Consider the following 19,595-nt stretch of genomic DNA (forward strand, 5'->3'; position numbering starts at 1 on the left):
CGAGTACGCACAGGTGACCCAGTCCATGCATGGGTGATACCCGCATGCCGTCCATGTCAAGGTTCGACGATTTAATGTTGTAACCACATTCTCGGTGAAATATGCGGGCTAAATAGCTTCTAAAGTGCCGGACATGCGAGCTTTATCCCGAGCAAGACGCCACCCCGCTGGCCGGTCAGACCGTGCGGGCGGAGGGCGTCGTGACCGGCGACTTCCAGCGGGCCGACCACCTGAAGTCCAAGGGCACCTGCCCGGCCGGCGGCCCGGACGCCGACCAGGGTGACGGCCAGAGCTGCTGGAACGCCGCCCGCGTCAGCCAGGCCCAGGCGCTGCTCGGCCTCATCCAGGACCTGGACCTGCCGAACCCGATCGTGCTCGGCGACCTCAAAGGAGGACCCGATCGACACCCTTGAGGCGGGCGGCCTGACCAGCGTGACCAAGAGGTTCGTGCCGGAGCGGCAGCGTTACGGCTACCTGTTCGACGGGCTCGCGGGCGAGCTCGACCACGCCTTGGCCGGCGGGCACCTGCGCACGTGGGTGACGGGTGCCACGATCTGGCACATCAACTCCGACGAGCGTCGCATCCTCGACTACCACACCGAGTTCAACCCGCCCGGCCTCTACCGGCCGGACGCCTGCCGCTCCTCCGACCACGACCCCCTGGTCGTCGGGCTGAATGTGCCAAGCGGACGGTGAAAGCGCGCCAGGCGGCCGCGCCCGGCGCCCTGGCATGGAATGCTGGTGGAGGGTACGTGGTTGAGACCGATGCACCAGATCGACGCTAAAGAGACGACGAGCGAGGAGCCACTTGTGGCGACCATCGAGGTAACCGAGAAGAACTTCAACGACATCGCCGACAAGGGGATCGTGCTGCTCGACTTCTGGGCCGAGTGGTGCCCGCCGTGCAAGAAGTTCGGGCCGATCTTCGAGCAGGCGTCCGACAAGCACGACGACATCACTTTCGGCAAGATCGACACTGATGCCGAGCAGGGCCTGGCCCAGGGTTTCGACATCACCTCGATCCCCACGTTGATGGCCATTCGCGATGGCATCGTGGTGTTCGCCCAGGCCGGCGCCATTCCCGGGCCCGCGCTGGACGATCTGATCCGCCAGGTGCGCGAGCTCGACATGGACGGCATCAGGGCCGAGCTGAGCGAAGAGCTCAAGAACGCGCAGAAGAACTGACGTCCCCCGGCAGGCCCCGCCCCGGCGGGGCCGTCGAATTCAGAGCGTGCGGCCGACGCCCACGTATCCGAAGGTGATGCCGTTGCCCGGCGCGTCCGGGTCGTCGGGCCGCCAGCCGTTCGGATAGGTCAGCCCCGGCTCGGCCAGCTCGTATCCGTCGAAGAAGCGCTCGATCTGCTCCCTCGTCCTGAGGTTGAGCGAGGCCGTGGCCTTCCGGTAGATCTCCAGCGCCTGCGGAGTGGTGTCCGGCGTGCTGTCGACGGCGTGGCTGATCACCAGGTGGCTGCCCGGCACGCTCGTCTCGCGCAGCCTGCCGACCACGTCGTAGGCGGCGGCGTCGGGGATGAAGTGCAGGATCGCCAGCATCAGGAACGCGACCGGCTGCTTGAAGTCGACCAGGCCGTCGAGCTTGGCCAGCAGCGCGTCCGGCTCGCGTACGTCGGCCTGCAGGAAGTCGACGTCGTCCCGCCTGGCCAGCAGTGCCCTGCCGTGCACGCACACCACGGGGTCGTAGTCGACGTAGACGACGCGGGCCTCAGGGGCGATCTCGTGCGTGTTGCCCTGCGTCGGCAGCCCGGCGCCCAGGTCCACGATCTGGCGTACACCCGAGTCGACGACGTGCCGGACGGCGCGGCGCAGGAACGCCCGGTTCGCCCGCGCGCCCTCCTTGGTGTTGGGAAACGTGCCGAGGATCTGCTCCGCCGCCGCTCGATCGGCCGCGAAGTTGTCCTTGCCGTCGAGGAAGTAGTCGTACATGCGCGCGACGTTGGGGACGTTGGGGTCCACGCCCTCCGGAGCACTATCCACGTTTCACACTCCCGAAAAAGGCCGCTTTTCGGCGATCCTATCGGGGAAAAGGTCGGAAATATCGGGATTCACTTCCGCCCCACAATGAGACGTAAATCACGTAACGCGCCGCCCACTCAGGGGCGGCGCATTACGGTTCAGCCCGGAAAGATCCAGGCCCGAGATCAGCCCGATAGATCAGGCCCGATAGATCAGGCCCGGTGGATCAGCCCCGGTAGAGCTCGGCCACCCGGAAGGCCAGATCGAGCGACTGGCCGCGGTTGAGCCGGGGGTCGCACGCCGTCTCGTAGCGGGTGGCGAGGTCCATCTCGCCGATCTCGTGCCCGCCGCCCACGCACTCGGTCACGTCGTCGCCGGTGAACTCGATGTGGATGCCGCCGGGGTGCGTGCCGAGCGCGCGGTGCACCTCGAAGAAGCCCGCCACCTCGTCCAGCACGTCGTCGAGCCGCCGCGTCTTGTGCCCGCTGGGCGCCTCGAAGGTGTTGCCGTGCATCGGGTCGCAGATCCACGCCACCCGGGCGCCGGAGGCCGTGACCTCCTTGACCAGCGCGGGCAGATGCTCGCGGATCTTGGAGGCGCCCATGCGGGTGATGAACGTGAGCCGCCCCGCCTCGTTGGTCGGGTTGAGCCTCTCGACCAGCGCCAGCGCCTCCTGCGGCGTGGTCGTCGGGCCGAGCTTGACCCCGATCGGGTTGCGGATCCGGGCGAAGAAGTCGACGTGCGCGCCGTCGAGCTGCCGGGTGCGCTCACCGATCCAGACCATGTGCGCCGACACGTCGTAGGGCAGGCCGGTACGCGAGTCGATGCGGGTGAGCGCCCGGTCGTAGTCGAGGATGAGCGCCTCGTGCGAGGAGTAGAACTCGACCGTGTGGAACTCCTCCGGATCGGCCCCACAGGCTCGCATGAACGCCAGCGCCTGGTCGATCTCCCTGGCCAGGTGCTCGTAGCGGCGACCGGCGGGGGAGTCGCGCACGAAGTCCTGGTTCCAGGCGTGCACCTGGCGCAGGTCGGCGTAACCACCCTTGGTGAACGCGCGCGCCAGGTTGAGCGTCACGGCCGAGGAGTGGTACGCCTTGAGCAGCCGCCACGGGTCGGGCCTGCGCGCCTCGGGCGTGAAATCGAACCCGTTGACCATGTCGCCCCGGTAGGCGGGCAGCTCCACGCCGTCACGCACCTCGGTGCCCTTGGAGCGCGGCTTGGCGAACTGGCCGGCGACGCGGCCGATCTTCACCACCGGCACGCGGCCCGCATAGGTCAGCACGATGGCCATCTGCAGCAACGTTTTCAGCTTCTGCCGTACGTTGTCGGCGGTGGCACCGGCGAAGGTCTCGGCGCAGTCGCCGCCCTGCAGGACGAACGCCTCGCCGCGGCTGACCGCGGCCAGCTGCTCCTTGAGCTGGTCGCACTCGCCGGCGAAGACCAGAGGAGGCAGGCCGCCGAGCTCGGTGACGACCTTGTCGAGCTCGCCACGATCCGGCCAGTCGGGCTGTTGTGCGGCGGGGAGTGCTCGCCAGGTATCGAGATCCAGGAGATTGCTGCTCACGAGATACGAGGGTATTCCACTGACTAGGCCGCACCGACCCCCTTGTCCACGTTGTGAGAATGCGGTTATACGCGTACGAACCAGGAGCCGGTCAAAGTTCCTTTACCCGCACGTGTTCAGGGCGGACACCGAAGCCGATGAAACGCCGGGTCAGCCGGTTCAGCACCGGAATTCTGGTCAGGTCGCGCGGCAGCCCCGAGGGGTCGAAACGGCGTGTCAGGGCCGGGCCGATCACCCGGTTCTGGACCACCCGCTGCGCCGTCTGGGTGATCACGGTCGGCGGCATCCGCCGGCGCTGCACCCGCTCCAGCGCCGACACCGGGATCGGGGCGCCCGACCTGAGCGGCCCGGCCAGCAGGTTGGCGGCGGCCACCGCGTCCTGCACGGCCAGGTTGATGCCCACTCCGAACACCGGCGACATGGCGTGCGCGGCGTCCCCGACGCACAGGAATCCGGGCCGGTACCAGCGGCGCAGCCGGTTGAGGGCGACCGTGAGCACGCTCACGTCGTCGAAGCTCCGGATCTGGCCGGTCCGGTCGGCCAGCCACGGCAGCAGCCGCGCCACCGGGCCGCGCAGGGCGTCGATGCCGCCCTGGGTCAGCCCCTGGTATCCGCCCTTGGGGATCAGGTACGCGAGCTGCCAGTAGCTCTCCCGGTTGATCGCGACCATCATGTCGCCCGAGGAGATCCGCAGGAAGGTGTCGTCCCGGTCGGTGTCGTGGCGGGGCAGCCGGAACCACACCACGTCCATCGGCGCGCGCAGGTCGCGCGGCACGAGGCCCGCGCGATCGCGCAGGGCGGAGTGCCGGCCGTCGGCGGCCACCGTCAGGTCCGCCCTGATCTCGTGCTCGCCGGTCGCGTCCCGGTAGCGCAGCCCGCGTACGGCTCCGCCCTCGCGGATCAGGTCGTACGCCTCGGCGTTCATCAGCAGCCGGAAACCGGGGTAGCGGCCGGCGGCGGTCGTGATGAGCTTGAGGAAGTCCCACTGCGGGACGAACGCGATGTAACCGTATTTCCCCGGCAGCCCGCGCAGGCTCGCCACCGTGATGTCGCCGTCGTCGGTGACCAGCTTGAGCTGGTGCGCCTTGCGGTGCGGGAGCTTCAGGAACTCCCCGGCCAGTCCCAGCTCGTCGAGCACCCGCAGCGTCGAGGGGTGGATCGTGTCACCCCGGAAGTCGCGCAGGAAATCGCCGTGCTTCTCCAGCAGCGTCACTTCGACTCCCGCCCTGGCCAGGACCAGTGCGAGGGTCGCTCCGGCGGGCCCTCCGCCCGCTATTACGCATCCCATAATTCATCACCCAATGAGATTCTCTCGTATGTGCATAAATGCACATGGGTCCCAGCCATCCGGGGTGCCCGAGCGGCCGTATTACATGCGTGAGCCGCCTCTCACACTAGGGAGTGGAAGATGAACGAAGAACTCCACACCCTCTCTGGCGCCTACGCCGTGCACGCACTGCCGTACGCCGAGTGGGTGCTGTTCGAGGAGCACCTCCTCGCCTGCCCCGGCTGCTGGATCGAGGTCCGGCGCCTGCGCGAGACCGCCGCCAAGCTGGCCGAAGCGGTGGCCGAGGCGCCGCCCGCCCGGCTGCGCGGGCGCCTGCTCGCCGCCGCCCACCAGCGGCGCTGTCCCGAGGATCAGGTACGGGACGACAGCCCGACCATCTGGCGCCCGCCGCAGGCCCGCCCGCCCGTGGCCCCGCCGCCGGACGCCCCCACGCTCGGCATCACGCCTGATCGGCCCGAGCAGCCCGCGACGCTCAGCCTGCCACCACAAGCCTCCTATCGGATGGCTCCCGGCATTTCGGTCACCCCCGAGGACGGTGCCCAGGTGGTGCCGCTGCGGCGCGGCCGTTCGAAGCTGCTGGCGGGGATGACCGCCGTGGCCGCCGCGGCCGCCGTCGTGCTCGGCGTCGTCGCCTTCGACGCCCGCCGCGACCTGGGCGACCTGGCCGGCAAGAACGAGGACCTGGTCGCGGTGCTGGCCGCGCCCGACGCCGAGACGGTACGCCAGCCCGTCACCTCCGGTGGCACCGGCACCATCGTGATCTCACGTGCCCAGCGCCGCATGGTGTTCACCTCCTCGGGCCTGCCCGACCTGCCCGACACGGAGGCGTACGAGCTGTGGCTGATGGACGAGGACGGGCCGCGCCCCGCCGGCCTGCTCGACCAGCGGCCCGACGGCCTGACCACGCCCATGGTGATGGAGCCGCTGGACCGCGACGGGCACGTGGCGATCACCGTCGAGCCGAAGAACGGCTCGGACACGCCCACGACCCAGCCGATCATGCTGGCGGAGCTGCCCAAGGCGTGATCGAACCGGGATGGACGCGCGGCCCGGGCGGGCCGATAGTGCAGATCATGCGTATCTTCGCGGCACTGGCCATTGCCGCCGTCCTGTTACCCCTGTCCCCGGCGGCGGCCCACGGGGCCGCCGCCGAGCCGGGATCCGCCACCGTCGTGCCCGTCCAGGTCACCGGCGATCCCGCCAAGCGGTTCAACCTCATCCTCATGGGCGACGGCTACACCGAGGCCGAGCAGGCCCGGTTCCAGTCCGACGCCGACCGGCACCTCAACGTGATGTGGTCGATCGAGCCGTTCAAGTCGTACCGGAACTACATCAACGTCTACCGCGTCGACATCGTGTCGGGGGAGTCCGGCATCAGCTGCGACCCCGGCCTCGACGCGCCGCGCAGGATCACCCCGCTCAGCATGGGCTTCTGGGGCCGGTGCAACCCGGCGAGCGTCCAGCGCCTGATCACCATGGACAACGCCGCTGCCATCCGCTACGCCGACCTGGTCACCGGCACCACCTCCGGCAACCGGCAGATCCTCGCCCTGGGCAACAGCACCACGTACGGGGGAGCCGGCGGCACGTACGCCACCGCGTCCGGCAGCAACAGCATGTCCGCCCTGATCAGCCCGCACGAGCTGGGCCACTCGCTGGGCGGCCTGCAGGACGAGTACGACTACTATCAGCGCGGCGTCCCCGGCGGCCCCTACACGGGCCCCGAGCCGTCGAGCGCGCACCACACCCTGCTGACCGAGCAGCAGATGCGCGACCAGCGCAGGAAGTGGTGGCGCTGGCTCGGCGAGCCCAGCGAGTCGGGCGGCCCGATCGCCCGCTACGAGGGCGGCCTCTACGCGACCACCGGCGTCTGGCGGCCCAGCGCGCACTCCATGATGAAGACCCTGGGCTACTACTTCGACCAGGTCAGCCGCGAGGTCATGGTGCAGCGCATCACCGCCAAGACCATGGTCATCCAGGACTCCACGCCCACCGGCGCGCCCGTCGGCGCCGACCGCGTCCTGTGGGTCGAGCCGATGCGCCCCGTCGGCCACGCGCTGACCACCACCTGGAACGTCGACGGCGCCAACCTGCCCGGCGACCGCGACACCCTCGACCTGCGCACCCTCGGCCTGGCCCCCGGCACGCACACGGTCACGGCCACCGTCGCGGACCCGACCGAGTTCGTCAGGGACCCGGCGATCAAGGCCGCCATCAGCAGGACCCGCACCTGGACGGTGGACACCGCGATCACCACCCCGCCGGACGGCGCCGAGCCCGCCATCGTCTCCTCCACGCCCACCGACCGGCCGCTCGGCCGCGACGACGTCGTGTACGTCGAGACCACCCACCCGGCGAAGGCCGTCCCCGAGGTCACCTGGACGCTGAACGGCGAGCGGTACACGGGCACCGACCTCGACCTCGGCGCCCTGAACCTGGCGGCGGGCACCCACACCCTCACCGCGGCCCTCGGCGGCCGCACGCTGACCTGGACGATCGACGCCACCGGACCGGGAACGCGGTACGAGCTGTCCGCGCCGCTGGCCAGGCACGGCGACACCTACGTCTACAACGGCCCGTTCTCGATGCGGCTCACCGGCTCCGACGACCGCGACGGCTACGTGGTCTCGGAGTCGAGGGTGGACGGCGACGGCTGGTTCAACTACTTCGGCTGGCCCACCTCCTCCGCGCTGCCGTGGACGTTCACCGAGCAGGGCACGGTGATCGACTCCCTGACCTACGGCAAGCTGCCGCGCGGCCGCCACGAGATCGAGTACCGCTCGATCGACGCCGCCGGCAACTACGGCAGGGCGGGCCGCTTCACCGTCACGACGATCGCCCCGCCGCCCGCCTGCACCCGCACCGTCACGGGCGTGCACCGCGGCCCGCTCACCGTCGCCGGTGGCGTCACCTGCCTCGACGACGCCCAGGTCACGGGCGCGGTCACGGTACGGCCCGGCGCCTCTCTGGTGGTCGACGGCGGCCGGATCACCGGCGCGCTGAACGCGGTGAGGCCCGCCGAGATCCACCTGCTCGGCGCCCGCGTCACCGGCGCGCTCGCCGTCAACGGCGCCGGGTCCCTCACCGTCGTCGGCACGGAGGTACGCGGCGCCGCGCTGCTGACCGGCAACACGGCGCCGATCCTGGCCGGCAGCACCGTCAAGGGCGCGCTCGCCTGCGCCGGGAACACGCCCGCGCCGGTCGACCTCGGCGTGCCGAACACGATCAAGGGCGCGGGCCAGTGCGCCGGCCTAGCCCCGGGCCCCCGAGGCCGCGCCTACGAGGCGGTCCAGCACGTCGCCCAGTGAGCTGATCGCACGATCGCGGACCCTGGCGTACTCGTCCTCCGGGTACTGCCGGGGTCCGTTCTCGACCAGCAGGATCAGGTAGAGATAGGCGCGGTAGAGGTCGAGCCTGGTCAGCGCCGACGGGGTGAGCTCCAGCGGCGTCACCTCGCGGTAGCCCGCCAGCAGCGGATCGTCCTCGCTCAGCTCACCGAAGATCGTCGGCGTGACGAACTCGGCGATCGGGTCGCCCCAGAAGGCCCGCTCGTGGTCGATGATGGCCTGGATCCGCGGCGGGCCGCTCAGATCGAGGAAGACGTTGCCCGCCCACACGTCGAAGTGCACCAGCCGCGGCGTGGTCACCTCCGCCAGCGCGGAGGAGGCCGCCTCGAACACCGCCATGATCTCCGCGGCCGGCCTCGGCAGCGGCGTCGGATAGCGCTCGGTGTCGCCCAGCAGCGCCGCCACCATGGCCAGGAATGCCTCCCGCCACGTCGCGCCCACGATCCCGGCGTGCGGATAACCGAACACCTCGCCCGTCACCGTGTTGAACCGGGCCAGCAGCCGCCCCAGCTCCCGCCGCAGCGCCGCCTCGCCCTCGGGCTTGACGTCGTTCCACGACACCCCGTCCAGCGCGCTCAGCAGCAGATAGTCGCCGCCCAGCACCGGATCGTCGAAACCGGCCCCCAGCAGCGTCGCCATCGGCACGCCCGCCTCCAGCGCCAGCTCGTAGGCGGCGGCCTCCATGCGCAGCAGGTTGCGCTCGTAGCTGAGCTGGTCGAGGTCGGGCGGCGGCGACAGCTTGAGCACCACCTCGCGCCCGTCGTCGAGCGTCAGCCGCCACACGGCGTTGGCGTAGCCGTCGGTCAGCTCGGTCGACGCCGTGACGCCCGCGCCCAGCGCGCGCCTGGCCAGCGCGTCGAGCTCGGCGGCGGATAAGCGGCGCTTGGTTCTGCTGTCCACGGAAAATCCTTTCACACTGCGCTGATCGTCCAGCTTGCCACGTGTTCGTGGCCGACGCCCAGGATCATCAGGCCGACGCCGGAGTCGTACGCGTCGGGCGGGCACGTCATCGGCTCGGCCGCCCGGCCCTCGTGGCCGAGCCGGCGACCGGTGCACACCCGCACCGACGGCAGCCGCGGCGTGCGCCTCGCGAACTCGTAACGCGCCCGCGCCAGGTTACGCCTGGTCAGGCGGATTCCCGGCGCACCAGATGGGTGTCGAGGATCACGACCGGCTGACGCAGCTCCTCGCCGTTGATGCGGGCCACCAGCAACTGCGCCATCTGCCGGCCCATGGACTCGGTCGGCTGGTGCACGGTGGTCAGCGGCGGATCGGCGTGCAGGGCCGCCTTGGAGTCGTCGAACCCGATCACCGCCACGTCGCGCGGGATCGACCGGCCCTCGGCCTTGAGCACGCGCATCGCGCCCAAGGCCATCGGATCGGACGCCGCGAAGACCGCGTCGAGATCGGGATGCGTCCGCAGCAGCTCGGTCATGGCCGCGGCGCCGCTGTGTTCCGAGAAGTCACCGTAGGCCACCAGCTCCGGCAGGCCCGAAGGCAGCAGCGCGTCGCGGTAGCCGGACAGACGGTCGACACCCACGCCCATGTCCTGGGACCCGGCGATCGCGGCGATCCCCGTGCGGCCCTGGGCCAGCAGGTGCTTGACCGCCTGCCGGGCCCCGGCCCTGTTGTCCATGTCGACGTAGCTGTAGGGGTCGAGGCCGACGGGACGGCCGCCCAGCACGGTCGGCACGCCCATCGCCTCCAGCCTGCCCGGCAGCGGGTCCGCACCGTGGAGTGACAGCAGCAGCACGCCGTCGACGTGCTGCCCCGTCAGGTAGTGTTCGAGCCGCGCGTGCTCCTCAGGGGTGCGCGCCATCGCGAGGATGAGCTGCAACCCCGTCTCGGCCAGCGCCGAGCCGATGCCGCGGATCGTGCCCGCGAAATACGGCTCGTCGAAGACCCGGAGCTGGGACTCGGACACCACCAGCGCCACGGTGTCCGTGCGGCGCGTGACCAGGGCCCGCGCCGCACGGTTGGGCACGTAGCCCAGCTCGCTGATGGCCAGCTCAACGGCCTCGCGGGCCTTGGCGCTGACGTTCGGCGAGCCATTGATGACTCTCGACACCGTGCCCCGGCCCACCCCGGCCCGAGCTGCGACTGCCTCAAGAGTCGGTCGGTTCATGGCGCCTATTCTGCCGGATGATCTCCGAGTACCAGAGCGCGCTGTCCTTGAGCAGCCGTTCCTGTGTCTCGAAGTCCACCCGAACCAGGCCGAATCGCTTGCCGTAACCCCAGGCCCACTCGAAGTTGTCCATCAGTGACCAGGCGAAATACCCTTCGAGGGGCACACCCGCGTCGATGGCCGTCTTGCAGGCGCCGAGGTGCGCCTCGAAGTACGCCGCCCGCTCCCGGTCGTGCACGCGCCCGTCGTTCAGGACGTCGTCGAAGGCGGCGCCGTTCTCGGAGACCACCATCGGGATCCGCGGGTAGTCGCGCGCCACCCTGGTGAGGACCTCCACCAGGCCGTCCTCGTCGATCTCCCAGCCCATCGCCGTCATCGGGCGGCCCGCGTTGACGAACGACACGTGCTCGCTGCCCACCCACGGCGAACCCGAGTCCGTGGGGGCGGCCGCCGCGGACTTCTTGCCTCCCGGTGCTCCCGAGACCGTGAAGCGGCTGTAGTAGTTGACGAGAAGCAGGTCGAGCGGCGCATTGATGATCTTCATGTCGTCCGGCCTGATGAAGTCGATCTCCATCGGCAGGTCGTCGAGCACGTCCTGCGGGTAGCGGCCCAGCAGCAGCGCGTCCAGGAAGAACCGGTTCTGCAGGCCGTCGATGCGCCGGGCCGCGTCCAGGTCCTCGACGCTGTCGGTGGCGGGGGTGACCGCGTACAGGTTCACGCAGCCGCCGACGCGGCGGGCGCCCATCGCCTGCACGGCCAGCCCGTGCGCCAGGTTGAGGTGATGCGCGCCCCTGATCGCGTTCTGCGGCTCACGCCTGCCGGGGGCGTGCTCGCCCGAGGCGTAGCCGAGGAACGCGGCGCACCATGGCTCGTTGACGGTGCTGAAGGTGTGCACGTGATCCTTCAGCGCCTCGTGGACGGTCGCGGCGTAGTCGGCGAAGCAGTAGGCCACGTCGCGGTTGGGCCAGCCGCCCTTGTCCTCCAGCTCCTGGGGCAGATCCCAGTGGTAGAGGGTCAGCCACGGGTCGATGCCGTGCCCGCGCAGCTCGTCCGTGAGCCGCTTGTAGAAGTCGAGTCCCTTCTGGTTGACCTTGCCGGAACCGGTCGGCTGGATGCGCGGCCACGACACCGAGAAGCGGTAGGCCGACAGGCCCAGCTCCGCCATGACGGCGACGTCCTCCCGGTAGCGGTGGTAGTGGTCGATGGCCACGTCCGCGTGATGCCCGTTGACGATCCGGCCCGGCGTCTTGGTGAACGTGTCCCAGATGGAGGCACCGCGCCCGTCCTCGGACACGGCTCCTTCGATCTGGTACGCCGAGGTCGCCGCGCCCCACGCGAACCTCGCGGGGAAGCGCAGCCCGGCACGCGTCTGTTCCTCTTGTGTCGTCACGCCTTGACCGCACCTTCCATGAGGCCGCCCACGATCTGGCGGCCGAAAGCGACGAATACTGCGATGAGCGGGATGATGGACAGCGCTGTCCCCGCGAAGATCAACGTATAGTTCGTGGAGAACCGGGCGTTCAGCGAGGTGATCGCGATCTGCACGGTGGGGTTGTCCGGGGTCAGCACGATCAGCGGCCACATGAAGTCGTTCCACATGAGCATGAACGTGTTGATGCCGAGCACGGCCATGCCCGGCCGCACCGCCGGCAGCACGACGTTCCACCAGATGCGCAGCGTCGCGGCCCCGTCCACCCGGGCCGCCTCGACCAGCTCCATCGGCACGGCCTGCCGCGTGTACTGCGTCATCAGGAACACGCCGAACCCGTTGAGCAGGTACGGCAGAATGACCGCCTTCAGCGTGCCCGTCCACTCCAGGCTCACCATGAGCCGGTAGAGCGGCACCACGCCCATCTGCTGCAGCGGCACCGCCATGGTCAGCAGCACGAGCACCAGGAGCAGGTTCCTGCCCTTGAAGTTCAGGTTCGCGAACGAGAAGCCGGCCAGCGTCGAGATGATCACTACCGAGACGGTGACGACGCTCGCCACGATGAACGAGTTCGTCAGGCCCAGCAGGAACTTGGCGTCCTCGTTGTTGAGCACCGCGATGATGTTCTCGCCCAGGTTCCCGCCCGGCAGGAACGGCGGCGGCACCGCCACCGCGTCGGCGTTCGTGCGCGAGGCGATGACCAGCATCCAGTACAGCGGGAACGCCGACAGGAAGACCGCCAGGCCCAGCATGACCCTGGTGATGATGGTCGGAGACCAGTTGGTCACTTCGTGCCTCCGATCCTGCGCACGAACAGGAAGTTGATCGCGGCACCGATGAGAATGAGCAGGAACAGCAGCCAGGCGGCCGCGGCGGCGTAGCCGTAGTCGAACTCGCGGAAGCCCTGCTTGACGATGAACATGGCCACCGTCTGGAACTGGCCCTGCGACCCGCCGTCGACGTTGCCGTTGTAGAACGTGGTCGGCTCGGAGAACAGCGTCAGGCCGCCGATCGTGGAGTTGAGCACCACGAAGATCATGGTGGGGCGCAGCATCGGCAGCGTGATCTGCCAGAACTGCCTGCGCCTGGACGCGCCGTCGATCGCGGCGGCCTCGTACAGATCCTTCGGGATCGTCTGCATCCCGGCCAGGAAGATGATCGCGTTGTAGCCGGTCCAGCGCCAGTCGACCATGGTGGCGATCGCGATCCACGAGGGGATGCGCTCGGCTCGCCAGTTCGTGTTCTCGACGCCGAACATGCCGAGGATCCAGTTCACCAGGCCCCAGTCGCGGGCGTACAGCTGCGTGAACACCACCGCGACCGCGACCACCGACGTGACCAGCGGCAGCAGCACGCTCATGCGGATCGCCAGGCGGAACCGGAAGCGCTTGTTCAGCGCGTTGGCCAGGAACAACGCCAGCAGCATCTGGGGGACGGTGGCGAGGATGAACATGCCCACGGTGTTCACCACGGCACGCCAGAAGTCGTCGTCCGCCAGCAGCGCGGTGTAGTTGCCCAGGCCGGCCCACTCCGTGGTGCCCGCCAGGTCGTAGTCGTAGAGCGAGTAGTAGAGCGTGAAGGCCAACGGGAAGAGCCCGAAGGCGGCGAACAGGAGGAAGTACGGGGACACCAGGGCGTACGGCATCGCCTTGACGTCCATGCGAGAACGCCAGCGGCGGCCTGGCGGGCGGTCGCGGCGATGGGAGCTGCGCGCCGCCCGCGGAAGGGTGTCGAGGCTCATAGCAGACCTTTCAGCGGCAACGTGCCCGGCCCGCGGACGGCGGGCCGGGCGAGGAGATCAGCCCGCGGCCTTGACCGCGTCGTCGACCAGCTGCTGCCAGGCCTTGTCGTGGGGGACCGAGCCGTCGTCCATGCCCTGAATGACCGACTCGATGGCGTTCTTGACCTGGGCGTGCTTCACACCCAGGAAGACCGGCTGGAGGCTCGAGGCGGACTTGGCGAAGATCTCGCCGATGGGGGCGTTGTTGAAGAACTCGTTCTTCGCGCCCTGCACCGCCGGGTCCTGCTGCGCCTTGGTGTTGCTCGGCATGTTCCCGAAGTCGGTGAAGATGCTCGCCTCGGTCTGCGCCTGCGTCAGGTAGTCGGCGACCATCGCCGCCTCCTTCGGGTGCTTGGACTGCTTCGGCACGGCCAGCCACGAGCCGCCCCAGTTGCCGCCGCCGCCCGGAACCCCGGCCACGTCCCACTGGCCCTTGCCCGCGTCACCCGCGTTGCCGCTGACCACGCCGAGCATCCAGGACGGGCAGCCGACCGTGGCGAACGCGCCCTTCTGGGTGCCCGCCGCCCACTCGTCGGTGAAGTTGCGCAGCTTGGCGGTCAGCCCCTGCTGGCTCATCTTCGAGGCGAAGTCGAAGCCCGTCTTCACCGCCGGGTTCTTGTCGACGATGAGGTTGTTGCTCTGGTCGAAATAGGTGACGTTACCGTTCTTGGCCGCCTCCTGGTACAGCACCACCTGGTACAACGTGTTCGTGCCGTCGGCCCACTTGGTGTCCTTGACCTTCGACTGGAACTGCTGGCCGACCTTCATGAACGCGTCCCACGTCGGCCACAGCGCGCTGACCTTCTCGCGGTCCGTGGGCAGTCCGGCCTTCTTGAACAGGTCCGTGCGGTAGCAGATGCTCATGCCGCCGATGTCGGTCCCCAGGCCGAACAGCTTGCCGTCGGCGGTGACGCCGTTCTCCCACTTCCAGGCGGGGAAGTCGGCCTTACGGGACTCCAGGCCCTGCTCCTTCAGGTCGGCCCACCACTCGGGGTGCGCCTTGGCCAAGCCCATACCGCCCTCGTCGATGCCGACCACGTCGCCCGCGCCGTTGCCGGCCTGGAGCCACTGGATCATCTGCGGCCAGTACTGCTGCTCGAACTGGTCGGTGAGGTGCTCTTCCTTGATCTGGATGTCCTTGTGCTCGGCGTTCCACTTCGTGATGGCGTTCTTGTAGCCGAAGTTGGTGCCGCCGCCGAAGGTCTGCACACGGATCGTGACCGGCTCGGCGGGCGCGGAGGAGGCGGGAGCGCTGGACTGCGGAGTACCGCCGGAACCACAGGACGCGACGGCGAGCGCCGCCGCGGCCAGGGCCGAGGCCGCGGCAAGACCGCCGCGACGCTTGCTGATCATCATGGTGGACCCCTTCTCGGGTTATTGGTTGGGGAGGTGCACCGCGGCACGCGCTCCGCCGCGGTGGGAGTGTTTGGGAGCGCTCCCACAAAGGGTGCACTTACCGGCTCAACACGTCAATCCCGCGAAACGTAACCGTTACCAATGGTGCAGTTTGCAACAATGAATACGGATTTATGTGCATAAAGGCCCCAAAGAGCTGATTGGGAGCGCTCCCACCACAAGAGACCTCTTTTGTGTCGCATAGCGGGCATGTCACCCCGCCATGAGAGCGTGCCCAAAGGCTCCCACCCGGGTCCTGGTTGCCCGATGGGCCGACGGGACCCCGCCCCGAAAGGTCGTCGCGAGGGTGCGCTACGTTCTTCCAGCCAGGCCAGAGCCCTGACCCCTGAAGGTTTCGCGACGCTCAGACGTCCTGATCTGAGAGGGCCGCCCGCCCAGCACTCTTCGAGCGGGGGCGATCGGTCCTCCGAGATGTGCTGGGAGCCCAGCCGCCTCGGAGAAGTCGTACGCCCGGTCCTCTACCTCAGACCGTGGAGGGCCGGGCCATCTCGGGGGCCCACGGGTTCGATCCCGTGCAGGTCGACGACCTGGGCCACCGCGAGAGCGCCCGCGTGCCAGATGTGGTCGCTCCAGGCGACGAACGCGTTCCGCAGGCAGGGCACGGGCTGTCCGGTGTCCGGCATCGGCTGGTAGATGTCCGCCAGCACGCCCGCCGAGGTCACATCGCCCACCGTGCACAGCATGACGGGTTCGGCCCGCAGCATCTTGCACTCCTCCAGCGCCTTCGGGACACATGCCCAGCAGCACGGCGGCGCGTTGGTGCGACCGGTTCCCGGGCCGGTGGCCTCGAACACCGGCCGGACCAGCAGCCACGGCGTACGGCCGGTGCCGAGGTCGATCGCCGGCTGCCCGCACACCTGGCAGAACAGGTGGTCCATGCAGCGCCACTGCCGCAGCGTGTTCAGCTTGCGCATGCGCTCGTGACCGCGCTCGTCCGGCCGGTCGAGCAGGTCCCGCACCCGGGCGCGCAAGATTCCGGAGGCGTACCGGCGCACCCCGCCGGGGCCGACCCAGTCACCGTCGCGGGCCGGCCGGTAGGCCAGCCGCACGCTCCCGGCCGACGGCTCGAACCAGATCGGATCCTCGACCAGCTCGTTGCTGAACGCGATCACGTACGGGATCGTGCTGTAGCCGTTCACGTCGCCACCGCGCCCGCGTCCACCATGGCCATGGCCCGGTTCAACTGCCCGGCGTTCTCGTCCATCAGCGGGGCCTGGGCCGCACACCAGCCTTCACGGCGGGCGCACCACAACGGGACCGGGCGAAGCGTGCGATCCCTGCCGAGCCGCCACACGACCCACCCCGGGTGGGCGTCCATCAGCAGATCGCACATGGCCCGCTCGTTGATCGGATCGTCGTAGTAGGCGCGCGTCTCCTCCTGCGTCATCGCGACCCTCCCGCCCGGACCGCCCACCGCTCGATCAGGAAGTCGTTGTGTGCGCACGCCTTCTTGAGGGCGGCGGGTGATCTGGCATGGAACCCCATGAACCCGTCCGCCGGCTCGGCCACCCGCACTGGGAGGTACGGCTTCACGGCCGATCACCAGCCCAGAACGGCACCTCGTCTGGTCGGCCCGCACATGCGTCAACGCCCGAGGCGGTGGGCGTACGCGCTGGGGGTTCGAGTTCGTGACCGCTCATGCCGATGACGCTAGGACGATGCGCTCAGCACCTTGAAGCACTGTGCGCCAAGATGCAGCAGATCTCGGGACAGGGCCGCCGTGCAAGCATCTTCGAGCATCATCGGAGAATCAGGTGCCGGTGGGTGACGCCACCTCGGCGGTGGCGCGCTCGATCAGCTCGCGCGCCTGGTGACCGTAGACGGCTATCTCGGCGAACTGAGTGAAAGCCGACAGGTAGGTGTTCACTTCCGGTCGCTGAGTGATCGTCAATGCGGCGGTGAGTGTCTCCACCGAGACCCAGCGGTCGTCGAAGACCCAGAACCCATGAACGGGCGCCACCGGATAGATCCGCTCGAAGGGGATCACGCCAAGCCGGACCGTCCGCAGAGTCGACGCGACCGACAGCTTCTCCAACTGGCCGGCCAGAACATCCGGAGGGCAGAGACGGAGCCGGAGAACCGCCTCGGTCATCACGAAGTGGAAGCGCCGGCCCGGCGCGTACAGAATTTGCTGACGGGCCATTCTGGCGGCTACGGACGCCGCGAGGTCGTTGTGCGCCCCGTCTGCCGTGATCGCCTCCCTCAGGCGATGGGCCGCATACTCAGGTGTCTGCAGAAGGCCCGGCACGAAGCACGACTCGAAGTTGCGGATCACCTCCGCTTCCGCCTCGGCTTCGGCGAACGTCTGCTGCTGCACGACCATGCCGCGCCGGAACATGCGCCGGAACTCGACGTACTGGCCCTCGAGCGATCGGAGGGCCGCGATCAGTTCGGGCACCTGCTCGGGCGTTCCACAGGATGTGGCCCATGCCTCGACGTCGGCGTCCGAAGGGGTCTGCTTGCCGCTTTCAATCTTGTAGACCTTGGTGCGGTGCCAGCCGTGAGTCCCGGCGAGGGCCTGGCCGGTCAGCCGGGCGTCACGCCGGAGCTCACGCAGGCGGAGCCCGAGCGTCTCACGGGCTCTCTGGTAGGTGGACATCCCGCTCGGTGTACTCCTGCCATGGGACGGCGTAGTGCTGCGCCACGTCCCGGTAGTGGCAGTGCATCACCACGACGGCGGGATCCGTGACGAGGTCGGCGCCGAGGAGAATGTCGTCGTCTCCGAACCTCAGGATGAGCAGCGTAGTCGAGTCGATCAGCCAAAAGTCGTGAGTCGGCAGTTCGAGCTCGGCCGCCTGATCGCGCTGAAGGTAGCGGATGTCCTCCCCGGCTTGGATGTTGTAACGGGCGAGGGCGAGACCGAAGCGGGTGTAGTCGGAGTGCGGCACGGAGACGACACGGACGCGCTCCATGCGCTCACCCGCATCGGTCCGCGGAACGAACTCCTCGATCCAGTCCTGCATGTACGACCCGTCGATCTCGCCGGTGTCGAGGAATCGGCGAAGCACCGGCAGCTCGTCCGGCTCGTTGTACCGGTCGCGAACCTCCAGCCGGAACGCGGTGTGCCGGAATCCATGCAGGGACGCGACGAACTCCGGCACCGTCAGGCGCCGGTCGCTCACCCCGCTTCCCGTGCGTACCGGAGGAGCTCCTTCGGGATCTCGACGTAGAACTCGTCGTCCTGCAGGTTGACCAGGTCGGCGATCGCCTCCTCGTCCTGGACCCGCTTGCCCTGTACGACGAACGTGCCGCGGGTGGTCTCGTACAGTGCGGGACAGCCGGTCTTGCCGCTGGAGACGCCGAGCAGCTTGAGCCTCATGGTCATCCGCCTTCGTGGGGAGCGGTGGGTCATTTTGATGCTCGGCGATGCGTCGATGTGCGTCAAGATGCGGGGTTCGATTGAGCGCATCAGGCATGACAGATCGTGCGTTGGCCCGCGTACCGATCAGGAACGCGGTAGAACGGACGCGTGCAGACCGGAGCCATTGCTGAGGTCGGGGACGCCGCCGGGCGGTTGGTCTCAGTGGACCCGGCTGGGCGATACGTTGCTCTCGCGCAGCCGGAGCTCGTCACCGTCCATGATGCTCATGACGGGCTCGCCCCGGTGATGTCCTGTGTGCCGACCGGGCCGTACCGCGAGCTGGCCGTCCATCCCGCCGGTGAGAGCATCGCGATTCTGTGTGACGACCTGACGGTCGAACTGTGGTGTTCCCGCGGTGAGGCGTACAGGTACCCGGGCGGCAGCACAGAGCGAGACGGCTGGACTGATGGGACGAGCCGGGGCCAAGGGATCGCGGATGACGGGCGTTGTGCCGGCTGGCTGCAGTTCACCGCCGACGGCTCGTACCTCCTCTTCGGGGAGGCGCGGCCGGACGGCCCCGTGCGGCTGAACCTGCTCGATGTCCGGACATTGACCCGTATCGGCACCGTGCCGCTGGAGACCTGGGGTGAAGGGGTCGAGGTCGCCTGCGCGCCGGCGCCGTCGACCGCCGTCGCGTTCGCGGCATGCTCTGGTGATGACACCGTGATCCTGGCCGTTGCCGAGGTCGTGGAGGGTCGGCTGCGGGTGTACGGCGCCGATTCCCGCTCATCGTCGCCGGCCGCCGACATTCCTGGTGAGCGGGTGACGGGGATCGCGTTCTCGCCGGCCGGTGAGCTGGTGGTGCTCGACTCCGACGCGTACGTGTCGGCGGTTCGCTGGCGAGACCCCGTACCGAGCAGGCGAGACCTGGCCGGCGGCTACGAGCTGCTCCGAGCGGACGTCGAACCGCGCCGGCCGTTCGTCGCCGGGCTTCGCGCGCTCGGTACCGACGACGAGGAGCTGAGCCTGGGTGGGCCGATGTTCGTCCGGGGCCGGACGCTCGCCGCCGTCGTGGAGCGGGAGCGGTGGATCGGCGGCGATCTCGACTGGCGGTCCGTCGCGCTGGTCTTCCTGGACATCCCGACCGGCGAATGGCTGGGTTTTCTCGAACTGCCCGGCGCCGAGCGCGACGAGCCGATTCTCCTGCGCGACGGCATCGTCTGCCAGAGCATCGGCGAACGGACCCGGGTCGCTCGATGGCTGCCCGCGGATCGGCCGGGAGGGGTATACCTTCCCGGTGATCGTCCGTAGGTCTCAAACCGATCGAGTCCGCCCGGGCCCACCGGCGTGCGATCGACGCACCCCATCTCGTCC

General features: G+C 69.1%; 21 protein-coding genes. 6 read left to right on the forward strand and 15 right to left on the reverse strand.

All coding sequences use genetic code 11. The features are described 5' to 3' along the window. The first annotated feature begins 200 nt into the window (after positions 1–200). The 3 genes from C4V41_RS63570 (at position 201) to C4V41_RS50880 (ending at position 1,185) form a co-directional block, all read left to right on the forward strand. Entirely contained in the window at positions 201–413 is a 213-nt protein-coding gene (locus tag C4V41_RS63570) for a hypothetical protein (protein ID WP_200824814.1), read from the forward strand. A gap of 19 nt (positions 414–432) precedes the next feature. Further along, positions 433–696, forward strand: coding sequence for a hypothetical protein (locus C4V41_RS63575; protein WP_200824815.1), 264 nt, complete (start codon positions 433–435; stop codon positions 694–696). A gap of 114 nt (positions 697–810) precedes the next feature. After that, complete coding sequence (locus C4V41_RS50880) at positions 811–1,185, forward strand: thioredoxin family protein (protein WP_103963299.1); 375 nt, start codon at positions 811–813, stop codon at positions 1,183–1,185. Between the two features lie 39 nt (positions 1,186–1,224). Here C4V41_RS50880 and C4V41_RS50885 read toward each other — a convergent pair whose 3' ends face one another. The 3 genes from C4V41_RS50885 to C4V41_RS50895 all read right to left on the reverse strand — a co-directional run bounded on the left by C4V41_RS50885 (position 1,225) and on the right by C4V41_RS50895 (position 4,823). Beyond that, on the reverse strand, positions 1,225–1,992 hold the full coding sequence (locus tag C4V41_RS50885) for an SAM-dependent methyltransferase (protein WP_103963300.1): 768 nt from the start codon (positions 1,990–1,992) through the stop codon (positions 1,225–1,227). Between the two features lie 205 nt (positions 1,993–2,197). Then, positions 2,198–3,535, reverse strand: coding sequence for a class II 3-deoxy-7-phosphoheptulonate synthase (locus C4V41_RS50890; protein ID WP_103963301.1), 1,338 nt, complete (start codon positions 3,533–3,535; stop codon positions 2,198–2,200). A 91-nt stretch (positions 3,536–3,626) separates the two neighbouring features. Continuing rightward, positions 3,627–4,823, reverse strand: a complete 1,197-nt coding sequence (locus C4V41_RS50895; protein WP_103963302.1) for an FAD-dependent oxidoreductase — start codon at positions 4,821–4,823, stop codon at positions 3,627–3,629. A gap of 120 nt (positions 4,824–4,943) precedes the next feature. Here C4V41_RS50895 and C4V41_RS50900 point away from each other — a divergent pair, with 120 nt between their 5' ends. Beyond that, the gene (locus tag C4V41_RS50900; protein ID WP_103963303.1) at positions 4,944–5,849 is read left to right on the forward strand and encodes an anti-sigma factor; all 906 of its coding nucleotides are present in this window, start codon (positions 4,944–4,946) and stop codon (positions 5,847–5,849) included. Between the two features lie 47 nt (positions 5,850–5,896). Beyond that, positions 5,897–8,131 (forward strand): M64 family metallopeptidase, encoded by a 2,235-nt coding sequence (locus tag C4V41_RS50905; protein WP_103963390.1) that lies wholly within the window; start codon positions 5,897–5,899, stop codon positions 8,129–8,131. Here C4V41_RS50905 and C4V41_RS50910 read toward each other — a convergent pair. The 12 genes from C4V41_RS50910 to C4V41_RS50960 all read right to left on the reverse strand — a co-directional run bounded on the left by C4V41_RS50910 (position 8,075) and on the right by C4V41_RS50960 (position 18,239). Next, entirely contained in the window at positions 8,075–9,070 is a 996-nt protein-coding gene (locus C4V41_RS50910; RefSeq protein ID WP_103963304.1) for a phosphotransferase family protein, read from the reverse strand. The genes C4V41_RS50905 and C4V41_RS50910 overlap by 57 nt on opposite strands. Before the next feature lie 11 nt (positions 9,071–9,081). Then, positions 9,082–9,228 (reverse strand): hypothetical protein, encoded by a 147-nt coding sequence (locus C4V41_RS62450; protein ID WP_160150678.1) that lies wholly within the window; start codon positions 9,226–9,228, stop codon positions 9,082–9,084. Positions 9,229–9,296: 68 nt separating this feature from the next. Next, entirely contained in the window at positions 9,297–10,295 is a 999-nt protein-coding gene (locus tag C4V41_RS50915; RefSeq protein ID WP_103963305.1) for a LacI family DNA-binding transcriptional regulator, read from the reverse strand. After that, the gene (locus tag C4V41_RS50920) at positions 10,276–11,685 is read right to left on the reverse strand and encodes a GH1 family beta-glucosidase (protein ID WP_103963306.1); all 1,410 of its coding nucleotides are present in this window, start codon (positions 11,683–11,685) and stop codon (positions 10,276–10,278) included. The genes C4V41_RS50915 and C4V41_RS50920 overlap by 20 nt, the downstream gene beginning before the upstream one ends. Continuing rightward, positions 11,682–12,512, reverse strand: coding sequence for a carbohydrate ABC transporter permease (locus tag C4V41_RS50925; RefSeq protein ID WP_103963307.1), 831 nt, complete (start codon positions 12,510–12,512; stop codon positions 11,682–11,684). Before C4V41_RS50925 ends, C4V41_RS50920 begins: the two co-directional genes overlap by 4 nt. Next, positions 12,509–13,465, reverse strand: a complete 957-nt coding sequence (locus C4V41_RS50930) for a carbohydrate ABC transporter permease (protein ID WP_103963308.1) — start codon at positions 13,463–13,465, stop codon at positions 12,509–12,511. Before C4V41_RS50930 ends, C4V41_RS50925 begins: the two co-directional genes overlap by 4 nt. A gap of 57 nt (positions 13,466–13,522) precedes the next feature. Continuing rightward, positions 13,523–14,860: an ABC transporter substrate-binding protein gene (locus tag C4V41_RS50935; protein WP_103963309.1), complete on the reverse strand. Its 1,338-nt coding sequence runs from the start codon at positions 14,858–14,860 to the stop codon at positions 13,523–13,525. A gap of 518 nt (positions 14,861–15,378) precedes the next feature. Then, entirely contained in the window at positions 15,379–16,059 is a 681-nt protein-coding gene (locus C4V41_RS50940; protein ID WP_103963310.1) for a hypothetical protein, read from the reverse strand. Beyond that, on the reverse strand, positions 16,056–16,307 hold the full coding sequence (locus C4V41_RS50945) for a hypothetical protein (RefSeq protein ID WP_103963311.1): 252 nt from the start codon (positions 16,305–16,307) through the stop codon (positions 16,056–16,058). The genes C4V41_RS50940 and C4V41_RS50945 overlap by 4 nt, the downstream gene beginning before the upstream one ends. A gap of 363 nt (positions 16,308–16,670) precedes the next feature. Beyond that, a complete protein-coding gene (locus tag C4V41_RS50950; protein WP_103963312.1) occupies positions 16,671–17,519 on the reverse strand; it encodes a DUF5753 domain-containing protein in 849 nt (282 codons plus the stop codon). Beyond that, positions 17,494–18,042, reverse strand: a complete 549-nt coding sequence (locus C4V41_RS50955; RefSeq protein WP_103963313.1) for a DUF6879 family protein — start codon at positions 18,040–18,042, stop codon at positions 17,494–17,496. Before C4V41_RS50955 ends, C4V41_RS50950 begins: the two co-directional genes overlap by 26 nt. Then, positions 18,039–18,239, reverse strand: a complete 201-nt coding sequence (locus C4V41_RS50960; protein WP_103963391.1) for a hypothetical protein — start codon at positions 18,237–18,239, stop codon at positions 18,039–18,041. Before C4V41_RS50960 ends, C4V41_RS50955 begins: the two co-directional genes overlap by 4 nt. A 297-nt stretch (positions 18,240–18,536) precedes the next feature. Between C4V41_RS50960 and C4V41_RS50965 the strand changes: the two genes are divergently transcribed. Continuing rightward, complete coding sequence (locus tag C4V41_RS50965) at positions 18,537–19,532, forward strand: WD40 repeat domain-containing protein (RefSeq protein ID WP_146104108.1); 996 nt, start codon at positions 18,537–18,539, stop codon at positions 19,530–19,532. The last annotated feature ends 63 nt before the right edge of the window (positions 19,533–19,595 follow it).

The sequence above is a fragment of the Nonomuraea solani genome (assembly GCF_900108335.1).
GTDB lineage: Bacteria > Actinomycetota > Actinomycetes > Streptosporangiales > Streptosporangiaceae > Nonomuraea > Nonomuraea solani.